This window comes from Pseudoalteromonas sp. ABE4_541, from assembly GCF_056312285.1.
Genome location: NZ_JBSVEM010000007.1, coordinates 122,789 through 141,116, shown reverse-complemented (window position 1 = coordinate 141,116; position 18,328 = coordinate 122,789). Strand labels below are relative to the sequence as shown.

At 43.3% G+C, this 18,328-nt stretch carries 19 protein-coding genes; 16 read left to right on the top strand and 3 right to left on the bottom strand.

Going from position 1 to position 18,328, the window contains the following annotated elements; translation table 11 throughout:
• Positions 1–19: 19 nt before the first annotated feature.
• Positions 20–823: an inositol-1-monophosphatase gene (gene suhB, locus ACW689_RS09140; RefSeq protein ID WP_476290545.1), complete on the bottom strand. Its 804-nt coding sequence runs from the start codon at positions 821–823 to the stop codon at positions 20–22.
• A 227-nt stretch (positions 824–1,050) separates the two neighbouring features.
• Here suhB and trmJ point away from each other — a divergent pair, with 227 nt between their 5' ends.
• The 9 genes from trmJ (at position 1,051) to ACW689_RS09095 (ending at position 9,338) form a co-directional block, all read left to right on the top strand.
• On the top strand, positions 1,051–1,776 hold the full coding sequence (gene trmJ, locus ACW689_RS09135) for a tRNA (cytosine(32)/uridine(32)-2'-O)-methyltransferase TrmJ (RefSeq protein WP_476290543.1): 726 nt from the start codon (positions 1,051–1,053) through the stop codon (positions 1,774–1,776).
• A 228-nt stretch (positions 1,777–2,004) separates the two neighbouring features.
• Complete coding sequence (gene iscR, locus ACW689_RS09130; RefSeq protein ID WP_476290541.1) at positions 2,005–2,496, top strand: Fe-S cluster assembly transcriptional regulator IscR; 492 nt, start codon at positions 2,005–2,007, stop codon at positions 2,494–2,496.
• A gap of 24 nt (positions 2,497–2,520) precedes the next feature.
• A complete protein-coding gene (locus ACW689_RS09125) occupies positions 2,521–3,735 on the top strand; it encodes an IscS subfamily cysteine desulfurase (RefSeq protein WP_476290539.1) in 1,215 nt (404 codons plus the stop codon).
• Positions 3,736–3,787: 52 nt separating this feature from the next.
• A complete protein-coding gene (iscU, locus tag ACW689_RS09120; protein ID WP_476290537.1) occupies positions 3,788–4,171 on the top strand; it encodes a Fe-S cluster assembly scaffold IscU in 384 nt (127 codons plus the stop codon).
• 12 nt (positions 4,172–4,183) lie between these two features.
• On the top strand, positions 4,184–4,507 hold the full coding sequence (iscA, locus tag ACW689_RS09115) for an iron-sulfur cluster assembly protein IscA (RefSeq protein WP_476290535.1): 324 nt from the start codon (positions 4,184–4,186) through the stop codon (positions 4,505–4,507).
• A gap of 98 nt (positions 4,508–4,605) precedes the next feature.
• Positions 4,606–5,130, top strand: a complete 525-nt coding sequence (gene hscB, locus ACW689_RS09110; protein ID WP_476290533.1) for a co-chaperone HscB — start codon at positions 4,606–4,608, stop codon at positions 5,128–5,130.
• Positions 5,131–5,178: 48 nt separating this feature from the next.
• Positions 5,179–7,041 carry a Fe-S protein assembly chaperone HscA gene (hscA, locus tag ACW689_RS09105; protein ID WP_476290531.1) on the top strand — a complete coding sequence of 621 codons (1,863 nt, stop codon included), beginning with the start codon at positions 5,179–5,181 and terminating at the stop codon, positions 7,039–7,041.
• Position 7,042: 1 nt separating this feature from the next.
• Positions 7,043–7,381, top strand: coding sequence for an ISC system 2Fe-2S type ferredoxin (gene fdx, locus ACW689_RS09100; RefSeq protein WP_171627038.1), 339 nt, complete (start codon positions 7,043–7,045; stop codon positions 7,379–7,381).
• A gap of 235 nt (positions 7,382–7,616) precedes the next feature.
• Positions 7,617–9,338, top strand: a complete 1,722-nt coding sequence (locus tag ACW689_RS09095; RefSeq protein WP_476290529.1) for an SUMF1/EgtB/PvdO family nonheme iron enzyme — start codon at positions 7,617–7,619, stop codon at positions 9,336–9,338.
• A gap of 41 nt (positions 9,339–9,379) precedes the next feature.
• Here the strand turns inward: ACW689_RS09095 and ACW689_RS09090 are convergent, their stop codons facing one another.
• Positions 9,380–11,146 carry a winged helix-turn-helix domain-containing protein gene (locus ACW689_RS09090; protein ID WP_476290527.1) on the bottom strand — a complete coding sequence of 589 codons (1,767 nt, stop codon included), beginning with the start codon at positions 11,144–11,146 and terminating at the stop codon, positions 9,380–9,382.
• A 203-nt stretch (positions 11,147–11,349) separates the two neighbouring features.
• Here ACW689_RS09090 and ACW689_RS09085 point away from each other — a divergent pair, with 203 nt between their 5' ends.
• The 7 genes from ACW689_RS09085 to ACW689_RS09055 all read left to right on the top strand — a co-directional run bounded on the left by ACW689_RS09085 (position 11,350) and on the right by ACW689_RS09055 (position 18,096).
• Entirely contained in the window at positions 11,350–12,783 is a 1,434-nt protein-coding gene (locus ACW689_RS09085) for an NAD-dependent succinate-semialdehyde dehydrogenase (protein ID WP_476290525.1), read from the top strand.
• Between the two features lie 95 nt (positions 12,784–12,878).
• Positions 12,879–13,754, top strand: a complete 876-nt coding sequence (locus ACW689_RS09080) for an NTP transferase domain-containing protein (protein WP_476290691.1) — start codon at positions 12,879–12,881, stop codon at positions 13,752–13,754.
• Between the two features lie 37 nt (positions 13,755–13,791).
• Entirely contained in the window at positions 13,792–14,865 is a 1,074-nt protein-coding gene (locus tag ACW689_RS09075; RefSeq protein WP_476290523.1) for a phosphotransferase enzyme family protein, read from the top strand.
• A gap of 124 nt (positions 14,866–14,989) precedes the next feature.
• Entirely contained in the window at positions 14,990–16,357 is a 1,368-nt protein-coding gene (locus ACW689_RS09070) for a Gfo/Idh/MocA family oxidoreductase (RefSeq protein WP_476290521.1), read from the top strand.
• Between the two features lie 53 nt (positions 16,358–16,410).
• Positions 16,411–16,665, top strand: coding sequence for a YkoF family thiamine/hydroxymethylpyrimidine-binding protein (locus ACW689_RS09065; protein ID WP_476290519.1), 255 nt, complete (start codon positions 16,411–16,413; stop codon positions 16,663–16,665).
• A complete protein-coding gene (pnuC, locus tag ACW689_RS09060; RefSeq protein WP_476290517.1) occupies positions 16,659–17,282 on the top strand; it encodes a nicotinamide riboside transporter PnuC in 624 nt (207 codons plus the stop codon). The genes ACW689_RS09065 and pnuC overlap by 7 nt, the downstream gene beginning before the upstream one ends.
• Position 17,283: 1 nt before the next feature.
• Positions 17,284–18,096: a phosphotransferase gene (locus tag ACW689_RS09055; RefSeq protein WP_476290515.1), complete on the top strand. Its 813-nt coding sequence runs from the start codon at positions 17,284–17,286 to the stop codon at positions 18,094–18,096.
• Here the strand turns inward: ACW689_RS09055 and ACW689_RS09050 are convergent.
• Complete coding sequence (locus ACW689_RS09050; RefSeq protein ID WP_476290513.1) at positions 18,075–18,257, bottom strand: helix-turn-helix domain-containing protein; 183 nt, start codon at positions 18,255–18,257, stop codon at positions 18,075–18,077. The genes ACW689_RS09055 and ACW689_RS09050 overlap by 22 nt on opposite strands.
• Positions 18,258–18,328 lie beyond the last annotated feature (71 nt).

Genomic DNA, 18,328 nt, shown 5'->3' with positions numbered 1-18,328 from the left:
CATTTTTACTATGACGTGATTAGCGTAATAGTGATTCAGTTAATACTGGGCGAATTTCTTTAACTATCAGCTGACACAGCTTAGGTGAACCACAAATGATGTTACCGCTTTGGTTGTAACCCGTACCACCTGCGAAGTCCATGATCATACCGCCTGCTTCTTTTACAAGTAACTCACCTGCGGCTGTATCCCAAGGCTTAAGGCCGATTTCGAAGAAACCATCCATACGACCCGCAGCAACGTACGCCATATCGAGTGCCGCAGAGCCTGCACGACGGATATCAGCAGTGTGAACAAATAGTGCTTTAAACGCTTCAGTGTAGGCATCTAAGTGATGCTTTTGCTTGAATGGGAAACCAGTCGCAAGAACTGAGCCCGCAATTTCAGTGCTTTTAGTCACGCGGATACGCTTTGAGTTTAATTGCGCGCCCTGACCACGAGAGGCAGTGAATAGCTCGCTGCGAATTGGATCGTAAATAACAGCCTGTTCAACACGGCCCTTTACTTTTAAAGCAATTGAAACGGCAAAATGAGGAATGCCCTTGATGAAGTTAGTTGTACCATCTAGAGGATCGATAACCCATTGGTAGTCTGCATCTTTACCTTCTGTAACACCTAATTCCTCACCCACGATTGAGTGTTCTGGGTAGGCTTTAAGAATGGTGTCGCGGATGACGGCTTCAGCGTCTTTATCAACATTAGTTACGAAGTCATTGCTGCCTTTTTGTTGAGCTTCGACTTTAGAAAAATCTTCACATGCACGTAAGATCACTTTACCTGCATTACGCGCAGCGCGTACCGCAATGTTTAACATTGGATGCATAGCATTACCTTTGGGTTGTAAAAGAACATATTCGTTTTGAGCCGGCGTATTCTAGCGATTTTTATCATAAAGTAAATAACCTCTTGTAAATAAAGCTGTGTATTTTTTGTACGACACTGTTCTAGAAAGGGAATTAGTTTATGAATTAATTTACTATGGTGACCTACCTAGGCTGTGATAAACTGCGCCATTATTTTTCTGGTCAGTTTTTCAAGGCAAGTTTTTCAATGGCATTAGAAGACATTCGTATTGTATTAGTAAACACGTCTCACTCAGGCAATATTGGCTCAGTTGCGCGGGCAATGAAAACCATGGGGTTATCTAAATTGTTCTTGGTAGATCCTGCATGTGAAGTTGACAGTCATGCTAGTGCATTGGCGGCTGGTGCAACAGATGTGTTAGGTAATGCAACAATTGTGAGCGAATTATCAGAAGCCATTGAAGACTGTGCGTTGACTATCGGTACTAGCGCGCGTTCACGTACACTATCTTGGCCGATGGTGGACCCAAGAGAATGTGCGCAAAAGCTGGTAAACGAATCAACCAACGGACCTGTTGCTTTGGTCTTTGGTCGTGAAAATAGTGGCTTGACGAATGAAGAGCTACAGCTTTGCAATTATCATGTATGTATTCCGGCTAACCCTGAATACAGTTCATTAAACCTTGCAATGGCAGTGCAAACGCTGACTTACGAAACGCGTATGGCTTTTTTAGATAGCCAAGAAGCGCAGCCTGAAGTAGACGACGCGGTTTATCCAAGTGCCAAGCAAATGGCATTATTCTATGAGCATTTAGAAAGCACCTTGAATGAAACTGGCTTTATCATCAAGCAACATCCCGGCATGGTGATGACCAAGCTGAAGCGTTTATTCAACAGAGCGCGTCCAGAGGATCAGGAACTGAATATCCTACGTGGTATTTTGACCTCAATTAACAAATCAACCAACAAGTAAAATGACTTTTTAGCCCTGCTTCTGTGCGGGGCTGGACCGTTTTTTTTCAGCACTGTAAAACTCAGAATAATACTTGACTAAATTACTCAGGTAATTACAATGAGCTCATTACTTGAGTATTTTACTCAGGTATTATCAGACTTTAGTAACACAATAAGTCAGTAATACTTGACTATCTTAGTCAGGTAATTAAAATTTGCGGCTTGGTAGGCAAGCTAGGGGGCATCAATGAAACTGACATCTAAGGGTAGATATGCGGTAACGGCAATGTTAGACGTTGCTTTGCATGCTGAAATTGGCCCTGTCCCATTGGCTGATATTTCAGAGCGTCAGGAAATATCTTTATCTTACCTTGAACAATTATTTGCGCGACTACGTAAACATGGGTTAGTGAAATCTGTACGTGGTCCAGGCGGCGGCTATTTATTAGGTCGTGACGTCAAAACAATCTCTGTGGGTGATGTTATCAACGCCGTCGATGAATCCGTTGATGCAACTCGCTGTCATGGCGAAGGGGGCGGCTGTCAAAGTGGCATGCGCTGCTTAACCCACACGCTTTGGTCGGACTTAAGTGTTCGTATTGAAGAATTTTTAAATAATATTTCCCTTGCTGAGTTAGTCGCTAATTCTGAGGTGCAATCTGTTGCCTCTCGTCAAGATAGCGGCGTCAACAGTGCGATGAAGCAATTAGACAATATTCAAGTGAGCTGTCAGCTGTAAGGTTGACGTTAAGCGGAGAAACAAATGAAATTACCGATTTATCTAGATTATGCAGCAACCACTCCGGTTGATCAGCGCGTTGCAGATGAAATGATGCAATGTCTGACAATGGATGGCAACTTTGGTAACCCAGCTTCACGTTCACACCGTTTCGGTTGGCAGGCTGAAGAGTTGGTTGACCAAGCGCGTAATGATATCGCTGATTTGATCAACGCGGATCCACGTGAAATTGTTTTTACTTCAGGTGCAACAGAGTCAAACAACTTAGCAATCAAAGGTGCGGCACATTTCTACAAGAAAAAGGGCCAGCATATCATCACAGTCAAAACTGAACACAAAGCGGTACTTGATACGTGTCGTGAGCTTGAACGCCAAGGTTTTGAAGTGACTTATATGGACGTTGAAGACAACGGCCTACTTGATTTGAAAAAGCTTGAAGCCGCGATGCGCGAAGATACGGTTTTAGTGAGCGTAATGCACGTAAACAACGAGCTAGGTGTGATTCAAGATATCGCAACAATTGGTGAAATGTGTCGTGAACGTAAAATCATGTTCCATGTTGATGCTGCGCAAAGCGCGGGTAAAGTACACATTGACCTACAAGCGTTGAAAGTCGACTTTATGTCTTTCTCTGGCCACAAAGTTTACGGCCCTAAAGGCGTTGGTGCTTTGTACGTACGTCGTAAGCCTCGTGCTCGTTTAGAAGCACAAATGCACGGTGGTGGTCATGAGCGTGGTATGCGCTCGGGCACACTTGCTACGCACCAGTTGGTCGGTATGGGCACAGCATTTCGTATCGCCAAAGAAGATTTTGAAAAAGATCACGCGCACATCAGTGCACTACGTCAACGTCTTGTCGACGGTGTTATGTCAATGGACGAAGTGTACTTCAATGGTGCGATTGAGCAGTCTGTACCTGGTATTGTAAATATCAGCTTCAACTTTGTTGAAGGTGAGTCGCTGTTAATGGCTGTGAAAGACATTGCAGTATCATCTGGTTCTGCTTGTACGTCAGCAAGCTTAGAGCCGTCGTATGTACTACGTGCCCTTGGTCGCAACGATGAGCTAGCACACAGCTCAATTCGTTTCAGCATTGGTCGTTTTACAACGGAAGAAGAAATCGATTACACCGTCAAGCTAATCAAAGAGTCTATCGGTCGTTTACGTGAAATGTCTCCGCTTTGGGAAATGCACCAAGATGGCATTGACTTAGATAGCGTTGAGTGGGCACATCATTAAGCAAGTTTTTGTTTGTAGCCCCGAGCTATAAACATAGAGTGAGGAAAGAGTTATGGCGTACAGTGAGAAAGTAATAGACCACGTGGAAAACCCACGTAACGTTGGATCACTTGATAAAAATGATCCAAGTGTCGCGACTGGCATGGTGGGTGCACCAGCATGTGGTGACGTAATGAAGCTACAAATTAAGGTTTCTGATCAAGGTATTATTGAAGACGCTAAGTTTAAAACTTACGGCTGTGGTAGTGCAATTGCCTCGTCGTCACTGGTGACTGAATGGGTTAAAGGTAAATCTTTAGATGAAGCCGCAACTATCAAGAACACTGATATTAGTGCTGAGCTTGAACTACCTCCAGTAAAAATTCACTGCTCAATTTTGGCAGAAGACGCGATTCAAGCAGCAATTGCTGATTATAAAAGTAAACAAGCAAAGTAAGAGTAAAGAACTATGGCAGTGACATTGACAGACGCAGCGGCAAACCGAGTTAAAGCCTTTTTGAGTAATCGTGGCAAAGGCATAGGTTTACGTGTGGGCATCAAAACCACGGGCTGTTCAGGTCTTGCATATGTACTTGAGTTTGTTGATGAGCTAGACGAAGGCGATGAAGTTTTTGAATACAAAGACGTCAAAGTGATTGTAGATGCAAAAAGTCTAGTTTACATCGACGGCACTGAGCTTGATTACACTAAAGAAGGTCTTAATGAAGGGTTTAAATTTAACAACCCAAATCAAAAAGACGAATGTGGCTGTGGCGAGAGCTTTACGGTTTAACAGCCGCATAGGTTGATTTTCAAAGCCCTGCCTTGGTAGGGCTTTGTCGTATTTTTTGCAGTGCGCTTTTGCACGCACAAAGAGTGAAGTGAACGAACATGCGTTATTTTGAGTTGTTTGATATTCCAGTACAGTATGATGTTGATCTTGCAAAAATAAACCAGCATTACCTAGAATTACAGCGCGTTGTTCATCCCGATCGTTTTGCTGGGAAAAGCGAGCGAGAGAAACTAATTGCGGTGCAAAAAACGGCTGAAATCAATGATGCTTTAGCGGTGCTCAAACACCCTGTAAAGCGCGCTGAGTATATGTTGAGCGAGCGCGGTGTGGACATTCGCGCTGAGCAACAAACGCTGCAAGACCCGATGTTTTTAATGCAGCAAATGGAGCTACGTGAAGCGCTTGAAGAGTTGCCAGATAGCAATGATGTTGATGCGGCAATCGAAGATTTTGAACAGCAGATAAAAGCACTAGATAAGCAATTTAGTCATCAGTTAGCCGCACAGCTGAGTAGCGACAATCAAGAAGATTTGCATTTAGCGGCCGACAACATCCGCAAGCTCAAGTTTGTTTATAAGTTGCGCGATGAACTGGCGCGCATTGAAGACAGTTTATTTGATTAATTTTTAGTGGCTTACATTATAGTGTGAGCCTCAACAGTGAAGAGCATTATGGCATTATTGCAAATTGCTGAGCCGGGGCAGAGCGCGGCACCACATGAACATAAATTAGCAATTGGTATCGACTTAGGTACTACTAATTCGTTGGTCGCGACGGTACAAAGTGGCGAAGCCAAAACACTGGCTGATTTTGACGGCTCAGTGATGCTACCCTCCGTTGTTCGCTATCAAGCGGATGAGGTTGTGGTGGGCAGTGCTGCACAGCAAGCCTCTGGGGAAGATCCAACAAACACTTTAATTTCGGTAAAACGCTTTTTAGGTAAAACTGCGTCAGAAATTGAGCAAAGCTATGGTCAATTACCCTATGAGTTTGTACAAGCGGATGGCGGTCTTGCAATTAGCACTGTGGCAGGCCCAATTAGTCCAGTGCAAGCTTCTGCGGAAATTTTAAAAAGTTTACGCAACCGAGCTGAGCTGAGTTTTGCGGGTGAAGAATTGCAAGGTGCCGTGATCACGGTACCTGCTTATTTTGATGATGCGCAGCGTCAAAGCACCAAAGATGCAGCGGAACTGGCAGGGTTAAAAGTACTTCGTTTATTAAATGAACCGACTGCGGCAGCGGTTGCCTATGGACTCGACTCAGGCCAAGAGGGCGTGATTGCAGTGTATGACTTGGGTGGTGGTACATTCGATATTTCCATCTTACGCTTGAATCAAGGTGTATTTGAAGTACTGGCTACGGGTGGTGATTCAAGCCTTGGCGGTGATGACTTTGATTCTATGCTGGTAACCTTTTTCAAGTCGCAAACCGGTATTACCGATTTAAACGCCAAAGAACTGCGCTTGTTCATCAATAAAGCCAAAGCTTGTAAAGAAGCGCTCAGTAGCTACGAAACAGTGAATGTAAAACTCGAGTTGCGTGAGCAAAGCCACACTGTGACTATCACACGCGCTGAGTTTGCTGAGTTAGTGAGTCCACTGGTTAAGAAAACCCTCAGAGCATGTCGTCGCGCAGCGAAAGATGCCGGTGTGAGCAATGAAGAAATTTTGCAAGTGGTGATGGTCGGCGGTTCAACCCGTATGCCCGTTATTCGTGAACAAGTGGAAGCTTTCTTCGCGAAAAAGCCATTGACCTCAATTGACCCTGACAGAGTTGTTGCTATCGGTGCGGCTATTCAAGCGGATATTTTAGTGGGCAATAAGCCTGATTCAGATATGCTGCTACTAGATGTCTTGCCGCTGTCTCTTGGTTTAGAAACCATGGGTGGATTGGTTGAAAAAATCATCCCGCGTAACACCACTATTCCAGTGGCGCGTGCGCAAGAATTTACCACGTTCAAAGATGGTCAAACGGCCATGTCATTACACGTATTGCAAGGCGAACGTGAGTTAGTGGATGATTGCCGCTCTTTGGCTAAATTTAGCCTAAAAGGCATTCCACCAATGGCTGCCGGTGCTGCGCATATTCGTGTGACTTTTAAAGTCGATGCGGATGGTTTGTTGAGTGTATCTGCGATGGAAAAATCGACGGGTGTGCAGGCTGAAATTCAAGTAAAACCATCATTTGGCTTATCGGACGACCAAGTGGCGCAAATGCTAAAAGACTCAATGAGCAACGCCAAAGAAGATATGCAAGCGCGTATGCTTAAAGAGCAACAGGTTGAAGCATTACGTGTTTTAGAGGCGCTAGAAGCGTCACTAGCAACAGACAGTGCATTACTCAATGAGCAAGAGTTGGCGCAGTTAAGAGCGCAAATGACTCTACTTGCTAATGTGCGTGAGCAAGCAAAGTCGCCAGATGAAATCAAAGATGCAATAGAAAAAGTAGATGCGGCGAGCAGTGAATTTGCTTCGCGCCGTATGGATGTATCAATCAAACAAGCACTGCAAGGGCAGTCGGTAGACGAGGTTTAATATGCCACAGATCATCTTTTTACCCCATGAAGAGCTGTGTCCGGAAGGTGCCGCAATTGAAGCGCCGAAAGGGCAAACAGTATTAGACGCAGCGCTTAAAAACGGCATTAGTATTCCACATGCGTGTGAGAAGTCGTGTGCGTGTACAACGTGCCATGTGATCGTTCGTGAAGGTTTTGACTCATTAGAAGAAAGTGATGAGCTTGAAGACGATATGCTAGATAAAGCATGGGGCTTAGAAGCTGAGTCTCGCCTAGGTTGCCAAGCGGTTATCGCTGATGAAGACCTTGTGGTTGAAATTCCAAAGTACAACTTAAACATCGTCAACGAAGAACATTAATTAGCTTCGTGTTTTAAAAAACCACAGCTTAGCCTGTGGTTTTTTTGTTTTTGTTCCACTACAAACTATATTAACTCCCATTCACACTCCTCTTTCTAGTACAGCACCAAGCTTAATTTATTGAAAGTAATGGTTATATTTCCAATAGAAAAATTTAAGTTATTTTATTGAATAATCTGAGGCTTTGTACTTTTGCTCTAAGTACCTTGAAAGCGATTTTAAAAACGAGGTACATATGAAAAATAAAAAACTGAGTACACAATTGTCTTTATCTGTGGCGTTTTGTTGCGCGGCTTTAAGCATTCCTAGCTTTGCCAGTGATTTCATAGCGCCTGCTATGGTCAACATTCCCACAGGGGAATTTATGATGGGCAGTAATATTGGCGATAAGTCAGCAAGCCCAATGCATTCGGTCTCCGTGGAGGCATTCCAAATGGCCAAGTATCCTGTCACGGTGGCTGAGTTTAGAAAGTTTATTGAAGATACAAGTTTTCCTATTGAGGCGAACTGTAAGGATAAATTGGACAAAAACTGGCTATCTAGCCCCAATGATGTGGGCACCGCTCGTTGGGATAAAAACCGCTATTTAAAAAGTGAATATCAACCCGTCACATGTATGAATATGCGTGAAGCACAGGCTTATATAGACTGGCTCAATGAAAAAACAAATGGTGGTTACCGACTGCCAACAGAGGAAGAGTTTGAGTATGCATTAAAAGCGAATACCACCAGTCGCTACTTTTGGGGCGATGATTTTGATATGAGCCAAGCGTGCTTGTATGGCAATTTTGCAGATCGCTCCGGTGAATATCACCCAAATCAAACTTACGGCGCGAGCTATGTTGGCTTTATTGGTCATGCTAATTGTGACGATGGCGAGCCTTATATTTCTATAACGGGATTATATCGTCCAAACCCATTTGGGCTGTATGACATGGATGGCAATGTTTCGCAATTACTGGGCAGCTGTTATTACGAAGGGTATCGGGCTAGAACAGAGCAAGAGTTAGATATTGAGCAATGTGAATTTATCGGCCATCGAGGAAGTACTTGGCATTTTCCACCTCAACCGTCACAAGAAAGAGGGCGCTACAAGCGCGTAGGTTGGTCACCTGGGGCTATGATGGGTTTTCGATTGGCAAGAAACGGTCAGAGTGCGAAAGTCCACAGTTCTACAGCGCAATTTGAACAAGACTTACTGCACGCACAAAAAACGCGATTGGCAACGCGACCAACTCTCCCAGCAGCCCCACAAAGCGTGCAATTATTGCCACTAGAGAAAAATAAATACACATTAAGCTGGCAGCCAAGTCGCGATCAACGAGTCATTGGTTACGATATATATCGCTCCATAACACCTTATGGGCACTTACTAGGAGGTTTTTTTGAAAACCACTACGAACAAATCAGCAGTGTATCAGCTGTACAAACCTCCATACCGGTTTCAGTGACTGAGGTGGGGAATAGTTTTCGCATCGTATCAAAAACACGAGATTGGGGTAGTTTACCGACACCTGCTGTGGTGATAGAGCAAGAGAAAATCGTTCAGATCCCTGGTCGCTTCGATATGCGTGACGCCACTGAGTTAAATAATGTTTGGGCAAGACATCGTAAAGCCAAAGAATCCGAACCTGAGTTTTACTTTTTATCTAAAGTGAATCATTTACATGAGCAACTTGTCTCAACAATCCATTTCGATATCGATGTTAAACAGGCGGGGTGGTATAAGCTCAATTACCGTGGAAATAGCCGGCAAGATGGTGAGTTTTTTAAACTATGGATTGACAATAAACTCATAAAGCGCGTGGCCTATGAAAGCGACATTGACGATAAACAAGGCCAAAGGCACACGCTTTATTTGGAAAAGGGTCGACATCAGTTAGCGCTTACCGTGCAGCGTGTTGGTTTTGATTATTGGGCATTGGGCTGGTTAGAGCTACAGCCTATCGAGTCTTAAGTGGGCATTGCCGTTAAGCAATTGTTGAGTGAGCAGCCTCATTAAGTGCTGCTCTTTTCAATTTGTGTCAGTTGTAGTTGATTTTGGCTGCGCCACCTTCGAGTGGCATTGGTTTTGATGTACTGAATAAATTTATTGGCCTCGGTTTGATTATTCACACTGATATTGAGTTTTGCTAATAGTAATGCCGCGTCAAGTGCATCCACTTTATGATGAGCAAGTAGTGCCTGATTATATGCATTAAGTGCATATTCAATCGCGCTATTGGTTTGGCCTCGGGCCATGGCGACATGTGTCTTGGTTAGAAAGGCAAATGAGGGACGTTGCCACGATTTAATTGTGCCTAGAACCTTTTGCCATTGCTGTTGAGTTATATAGATGTCTCTGACGTGAGAGGCTGCATTATGAAAGTCATAATCGTATTTTGCAGAATACGCATAATCTAATAACTTCACATAGTGGGGAAGCGCCTCTTTCTCTGTGGCTGCTATCCAAGCTAAGTGACTAAGTACGGGGACGTGATGGACTTCGGCCAGCTGATGTAGCTTGATGAGCTCTTTGGCAAGACTTAACTGGGCGTACATTAATTCAGTTTGCCCAGATTTGGAGGCCATAAATGACTGCGTGAGATGGGCCGTTACTTCTAATAACGGCTCGTTACTTTCTCTGGCCTTACTGACAGCTTGATTCAGTACCGCTATGGCTTCTCTAAATTGCTGATTTACCAAGTAAAGCCAAGAAGACTCAATTAAAGCTTGCGATTCTAAATGTGCTAGCTGAAGCTGACGGAATAACGCAATTGCCGCATCTACATCATGGCGGGCTGTTGACCACTGCTGATCCCATTGACTTATTTTAGCCTTCAGTAAATAAGCTAACCCTTGTTGCAGTTCAGAGGAGGCTGCGGTGATCTGCACAGACGCGGCCACTTCCGCTGTATCCAGCTCATTGAGTTTAAAATATAGCTGTGCAAGTTGCTGTGCAAGTAACGTGTTGTTGTCTTTTTTATCTCTGAGTACTTGAAGCAGTGCTAGCGCTTGCATGTCATTGTTTAGAGTAAAATATTGTGTCGTGGAGAGCATGTTGAGCAGTTGCTGTAACTGTTGAGTCGCCTGTGTTTTATTTGATGCGTAAATGTGGTCTTGCCATCGCCTTTTTTCCCCTTGAATATGAAAACGTAGCGCGCCACCCGACTGCATCGGATACCAACGGCTAGCGACAAGCCACTGTTGCTTATTTGGTGCATACTTTTGCCATGTAACGTAAGGGGAATCAAACAAAGTTTGTGCTTTGAGAGGAACTAATATACTGGTATCAGGGCTCTGAGTATCTATTAGTATTACTCGTTCTTGTTTTAAGGTACTTTTCCCTTCGTTATTCAGCATCACAGTTAGCAAGCTAAGTGTACTAATGATAAATAGCGCAATGATAAGTAGGTGTTTGCTTCGAGGCCGGTACTTTTTCGGCGCTATATCGATTTGGGCTGTTGGTTTGACCAATGGAGCTTCAGGTTGGAAAGGTGCGACATCAAGCTGCCATTGGTAGCCTTTTTTACTGAACGTTTTGATTGAGTCAGGGCCGAATAATGTTCTTAATTGACTGATATTTTGAAAAATAACTTGATCGGATACCACTCGACCTGGCCATACTGTATCGAGTATATGTGCTTTGCTTAGTAGCTCGTTTGGATGTTTTAAAAACAGCATCAGCAATTGAGTAGCTTTATCATTTAACGGTACTATTTTACCTTGCTGCGAGAGCAGTTGTTGTTCTAGGTCGAACTGAAACTGTGCGAAACTTAATTTCATTTTTAAAGGCTATAGGTTAAATGATAATTGTCAGTAATGCGCAGAGTATCACTTTGTGATAATTCAAAAAAGCACATGACTTATTACCACCTCAAAAGCCCCTGACATTTGTTGTTAAAGAGTTTTAGGATTAGTATTACTCTATGAGTTAAATAAAATCATAAACCGCGCTAAGTGCTGCGGTTTTTTGTTTTGAGGGCAAGATGAGTTTACTAGCACAATTGGAACATTCATTGATCGCGGGAGAAGCATATCAGGGACAAACGTATTTTGCGGTGTTGAATCCTGCGACACAAGCCCAAGTATCATATGTATCTGAGGTGGATGAAACGGGTGTTCAGCGAGCACTCAGAGCTGCATTGAAGACGTTTGAAGGTTTAAAAGCGACGAGTGCAGCCCAGCGCAGTGATGTTTTAATCAGGTGGTATGAACTCATCATTGAACACAAGCCAGTTCTTGCGCGTTTGCTTACCGAAGAGCAGGGCAAACCGCTCAAAGAGGCGTTGGGGGAGGTCGATTACGCAGCAGGCTTCATTCAATGGTATGCAGAGCAGGCGAAACGAAACTATGGTGAAATTATTCCCGCTCATGATAGCCTGCATGAGTTACGTGTTGTGAAACAAGGCGTCGGTGTCGTACTTGGGATCACACCTTGGAACTTTCCACTGGCCATGATCACCCGTAAAGTTGCTCCAGCTTATGCCGCGGGGTGTAGTTTTATTTTAAAGCCTTCAGAATTAACGCCTTTGTCAGCGCTCGCATTGGCACAGCTTGCATTACGAGCTGGTATGGAAAAAGGCGCGTTTCAAGTACTACTCACCACTGATTCTGCGCAGTTGATTAAGCCTTTGTGTGAAAATTCGAATATTCGAAAAATAACGTTTACAGGTTCTACGCAAGTGGGTCGGATCTTGTTGGCGCAATGTGCTGACACGATAAAAAGAACGTCAATGGAGCTTGGTGGAAATGCGCCATTCATTGTTTTTGAATCAGCAAATATCAAGCACGCTGTAGAAGGATTAATGGCTGCCAAATTTAGAAACGCTGGACAAACTTGTGTCGCGGCAAACCGCATATTGGTTCAGCAAAGCTGTGAGCAGGCTGTTATAGCACAGCTAATCAAAGCCGTCGAGCAGTTAGTTGTGGGTAATGGTTTAGATGAAGGTGTCGACATTGGCCCCCTGATCACATTACAAGCCAAACAAAAAACGCAAGCTTTGGTTGATGATGCGATTGCCAAAGGCGCGACCGTAGCTTACCAAGGGCAGCAGCAATCAGGTTCCTTTATGGCGCCGATCATATTAACTGAGGTAACTCAGGATATGGATATCGCTAATCAAGAAGTATTTGCGCCAGTGGTAAGTGTGATGTCATTTGCAGATGAAGTACAAGCATTGACCATTGCAAATACTGTTGAAGACGGGTTAGCTGCGTATTTTTACTCGCAAGATGTTTCTCAAATCCACAGAGTCTCGATGGCATTAAACTACGGCATGGTGGGGATAAACGAGGGGATGCTCTCAAATCCTGTTGCGCCTTTTGGTGGCGTAAAACAATCAGGTCTTGGTCGAGAAGGTGCGCATCAGGGTTTAGACGAGTATTTGGACATAAAATATCTATGTCAAAAGTTTGATTAACGCAATTTTTGCAATGACTTTTCATTAGTCACAAAGCAAGTTACACTTTCGCGCCTGTTTATTGTTATTGCCGTTAAAGGAGCTAACTGTTGCAAATCAAAAAGAATGAGCCTGTGTTGGTGGTACTTGCAGCAGGTTTAGGCAGCCGTTTTGGCGGTGGAAAACAAATTGCCGAGCTACCATTGCTTGATTGTACCATCATGGAGCTAAGCATTTATGATGCATATTTGGCGGGCATAAAAGCCGTGATTCTAGTGATCAATGACGAAGTACAAGATACAATTGAGCACTCAATATTGCCTCGCTTACCTTCAGATTTAGAAGTGAAATTAGTTCGCCAGTCTATTTACGATGTGCCAGATAGGTTCGCTCAGTGCATTGAAATGCGTAACAAGCCATGGGGAACAGGGCATGCTCTGTTGAGTGCAAAAAGTTATATTCAGGGACCTGCAATAGTGATTACCGCGGATGACTACTATGGCCCCCGAGCCTATACGCAGTTAATGGCTCATTTTCAGCAAAATCAGGATGAAATGGCAATGGTAGCCTATCCTTTAAAAAATACCCTGTCAGATCAAGGTGGTGTTAATCGCGGTATTTGCCAACTCAATAAGAATAAACTGGAACGAGTGGCGGAATATACCAATGTTTACCAAAGTGAAGCAGGGATAGTGGGCACCTACAATGGTAAAACATGCGCATTGTCGGATTTGGCCCTAGCATCTATGACATTTTGGGGGGTCACCCCTGACTTTCTAACTGACTTAGAAAAAGGGTTTGACGAGTTTCTAGAAGGTTATGACAACGATGTCAAGGCGGAGTATTATTTGCCGAATTGTGTTGAGCAAAGTATCGAGTCAAGGGACTTAAAGGTTGCGGTGTATTCAGCGCAGGATCATTGGTTCGGTGTAACTTATAAAGAAGAATTATTAGCGGTAGCGAGAAAAATACATGAACAACGCAAGCAATGAATGCTTAACGAGTATGCCGCTAAGCAACGAGGTTAGTATGAAAAATAGTGCGGTAGCTGCACATTTATCACAGCAATTTGGACTTGATGGCGAGCAGCCTGTGATGAACCCAATAGGAAATGGTCATATCAATACCACTATGTTACTCAAAGATGGTAAACAAGCGGTGGTGGTGCAAAAACTCAATACCGATGTATTTCCGAACCCAGAACAACTAGTTGAAAACGCCAGAGCGATAGAACAGCATCTATCTAACAAAGCAGAAAGTGGTGAGTACAGCTTAAACATCATTAAACACCTGCCAACAGTTGAAAATAATTATCTAGTCAAGCATGCTGGTGGCGTATGGCGCGCGCTAGAGTTTATTGGTGGTAGTTACAGCGAGGACGTTGTTGACTCAAGCAAGAAAGCACAAACAGCAGCAAATGCATTTGGTCAATTTGCCCGCGCACTAGAAGATTTTGAAGCGCAGCAGTTACATCATGTTATTCCTGATTTTCATAACTTAGCAAAGCGTATTACCACTTTTGAGCAAACTTTACAGCAAGATGCCTATGATCGCGCCAAACTGTGTGAAGCGGAAATTTCTTTTTGTCAGTCGCAATTTGGTTTGGCTGATGACTTACAGTCTGTACTTGGCGTTATTCCTCTTCGGCCATGCCATAATGATACTAAAATTAATAACATGCTGTTTTGTAACAAAACAAACCGAGGCAAGGCAGTGATTGACATGGATACCTGCATGCCGGGTTACTGGTTATTTGATTTTGGCGACATGGTGCGTACCTTTTGTTCACCTGAGGCTGAAGATTCTCTAGCACTTGATAAAGTAGTTGTGCGAGAAGAAATTTTCAAAGCCATCGTGAAAGGATATGTTGAACCGCTATCGGATACACTGACAGAGCAGGAAAAACAAAGCTTCTTATTGGGTGCAAAGGTGATGCCATTTATGATTGGGTTGCGTTTTTTAACTGACTTTTTGGATGGTGATAATTATTTTGCAGTTCATCGTGAACAACACAACCTCCAACGCGCACGTAATCAATTTAAACTTTATCAAGATGTCGTGGCTAAAGAGCAGGTGCTTAAAGGTGTTCTAAGCCAGTTCTAAATGGGCGTAGCAGCGCCCCCCTATTTATATCTCCCCTTAATCCTCTTTGGTCGCAATCAAGTTGCAATGAAATATGCTTCACGTAGCGTACCTATATAAAGTATCGATTAAGGAAAAAATAATAATGAAAAAAATGAATCGTCGTGACTTTATCAAAGTGGCAAGCGCTACCGCGGCAGGTGTCGCGCTAGCTGGTTGTGCGAATAGCACAAGTGATTGGCCACCCAATCGCCAAGGTAAATCGGTAATGGGGTTGGTCACAGACAAGCTCGATATTGTCAGAGTTGGTTTTATTGGTGTGGGGCAACGTGGTTATGGTCACGTTAAGCGCATGAGCAATATAGCTGGCACTCAAATAGTCGCGATTTGTGACACTCACGATGAAGTGCTTAGTCGTGCAGCCGATTTTTTGGTAAATAAAGGCCTTGATAAACCTGTTTTATATTCTGGTTCTGAGTTGGCGTACCAAGACATGTTAGCAAGAGATGACATTGATATTGTGATCATCTCAACGCCATGGCGCTGGCATGCGCCGATGGCTATCGATACTATGAACAGCAATAAGCATGCATTTGTTGAGGTACCGCTGGCGTTAACTGTTGATGAAATGTGGCAAATTGTTGATACCGCGGAACGAACGCAACGTCATTGTATGATGATGGAAAACGTCAATTATGGCCGCGATGAATTGATGGTTCTGAACATGGTACGCCAAGGCGTGTTTGGTGAACTCTTACATGGCGAAGCCGCTTATATTCACGAACTGCGTTGGCAGATGAAAGAAGTTGAACATAAAACCGGATCGTGGCGAACTGATTGGCACACCAAACGTAATGGTAATTTGTATCCAACCCATGGTCTTGGGCCTGTTTCTCAATATATGAATATAAACCGAGGTGATCGCTTCGATTATCTTACTTCAATGAGTTCTCCTGCACTTGGGCGTGCCGCGTATGCGCAACGTGAATTTGCAGTAGAGCATCAGCGTAACCAAGCCAACTATATTAGTGGTGATATGAATACCACGATGATTAAGACAGTAAAAGGTCGAAGTATCCTAGTTCAACATGATACGACCACGCCTCGACCGTACTCGAGGCACAATTTGATCCAAGGTACAAATGGGGTCTTTGCTGGATTTCCTAATCGTATTGCGCTGGAGTCAGGCAGCGATAAGAGCTTTCACGAATGGGACTACGATATGGCACACTGGTACAAGCAATATGATCATCCATTGTGGTTAAGTATGGGCCAAGAGGCGCAGAGAAATGGCGGCCATGGCGGCATGGACTTTTTAATGTTTTGGCGAATGATCTATTGCTTGCGAAATGGTGAGCCGCTCGATCAAGATGTGTATGACGGCGCAGCTTGGTCTGTTATTTCACCTCTATCGGCGCAGTCAGTGGCTAATCGTAGTGAGTCGGTGACCATACCCGATTTTACTCGGGGTGATTGGCAAAGTGCAAAGCCATTAAAAATAGTTAATATTTAAAGTTAAATCCTAGCTACTTGAAATAATACATGTAGGAAGAGGTTGGAGTCAGAATGCAAATTTCAGTTGAGATCAGTAAATATCCTTTACATGATGATTATGTGCCTTTTATAAAAGATTTTATTGCGCGTTTACAGCAGCAATCTGAATTGAATGTGGTGTGTAATACCATGTCAACGCAGGTATTTGGTGACTATGATGTGGTGATGGAGCAATTACAAATCAACATCAAGCGCTCTTTCGAACAATACGGTAAAGTGGTATTTGTATGTAAATTTATTCATGGCGATTTATCACCTAAATGCTAGAAACACTGGACTTTTCTCTTGTTAGCTTTACGGCTATGTCTCCATGGGAGTATTTGGCCGCGTTGCTCGCGTGTATATACTTGCTCCTTGTGGTGAAAGAAAATGTATTGTGCTGGCCGATAGGCTTTGTCAGTACCCTAATATACACTCTACTCTATTGGAATGGGGCGCTGCATATTGAGTCGAGCTTAAACTTATATTACATGTTGATGGCTATTGTTGGTTGGTACATGTGGCGACCCAATTCACATCGAAGTGCAGTATCAATCTGTTCATGGTCTTTGAGCATGCATCTTACTGTTATTTCAGGAACATCCTTGGTTGCCGTGTTAACTGGATGGTTTATTGATTCTTTTATCAATGCTGAACTTGCCTACCTTGGTAGCTTTACGACATGTTTTGCGGTTGTCGCCACTTATCTTGTTACCCAAAAAGTTTTAGAAAACTGGCTTTACTGGATAGTAGTTGATACGGCTTCAATGTATTTATACTTCCTTAAGGGCTATTACCCGACTTTGGTGCTGTATGTGTTTTATATTCTAATGGTCTGCTGGGGTTACAAGTGTTGGTACGAGAAGTATGAACTGGCGAACGGCAAAAAACTGGGGGCATTGTAAAATGAATAATGTAGAACCCACTTTTGCATTGCAGATGTTAATGCCTCAGTTGTCTATTTTTAAGATGGAAAAATTAACTAAAGGAACCAGCAACGATAACTATTGGTTAGATACCAGCAAAGGCGCGTTATTACTCAAGTGCTATAGAGGTGACTTTCCAAAACTAGCCATTGATGCTCAACATCAATTTGCGCGGCAAACTCAATTCACTCATGAGGTAATTGCTTGGAATGAACAAATAAAAGCAGCATTATTTAGTTATATTCCACAGCTTGGTGAAAGTACTAGGTTTTCTCATGACTTACCGAATGTGTTACATGCGCTGCATTTGCTTCAACCTACAGGTGAAGTTGCGAGCATAGATATTTTACCAATCGTGGCAAAGCTAAAGGTGACAAGTGAGCTTTATGCTAAGCCAGCTTGGCAATGGAGCCATAAAACAATATCTCAGCGCCCTCCATCGATTGGGTTTTGCCACAATGATTTGGTTGTGGACAATATCTTAAATACTCAGCAAGGCACTAAATTAATTGATTTTGAATATGCAGCTTACAACGATGTGTTTTTTGACTTAGCGGCTTTATGCTGTAGTTTTGATTTGTCTAACAAGGCTTCGTTGAACCTTTTAGAGCAATATTTGGCGTTAAACTCGTCAAAAGCACTTCGTGTAGACGAAGAAAAGCTAATGGCGTATCAAATTCAATATTTGTTGCTGAGTATTGATTGGTATGAACAAAGAGGGTATTTCAAGCAGGCAACTCCCTTGCGCGCTCGTTTCAATAAGCTTGTGGTTCAGATCCCGCCTAGGCGTTGAGCTAACTCTTTATATTTCTCTACATCCGTTTTATCGAAAATAGGCTGGCCCTGAGCATCTTGATCTTTTGCTACTAACAAATTTTCTCTCGCCAGTCTCTTTACACGCTCCACTTTCACACCTAAAAATTCAGCAACTTGCTCAGTGGTCATCGGGGTCATAAATAAAATCCTCTTGATGTTTAAAATGCAATGCCGTGTTGTTGTTAAAATAATGCGACGGGCAATTGCTT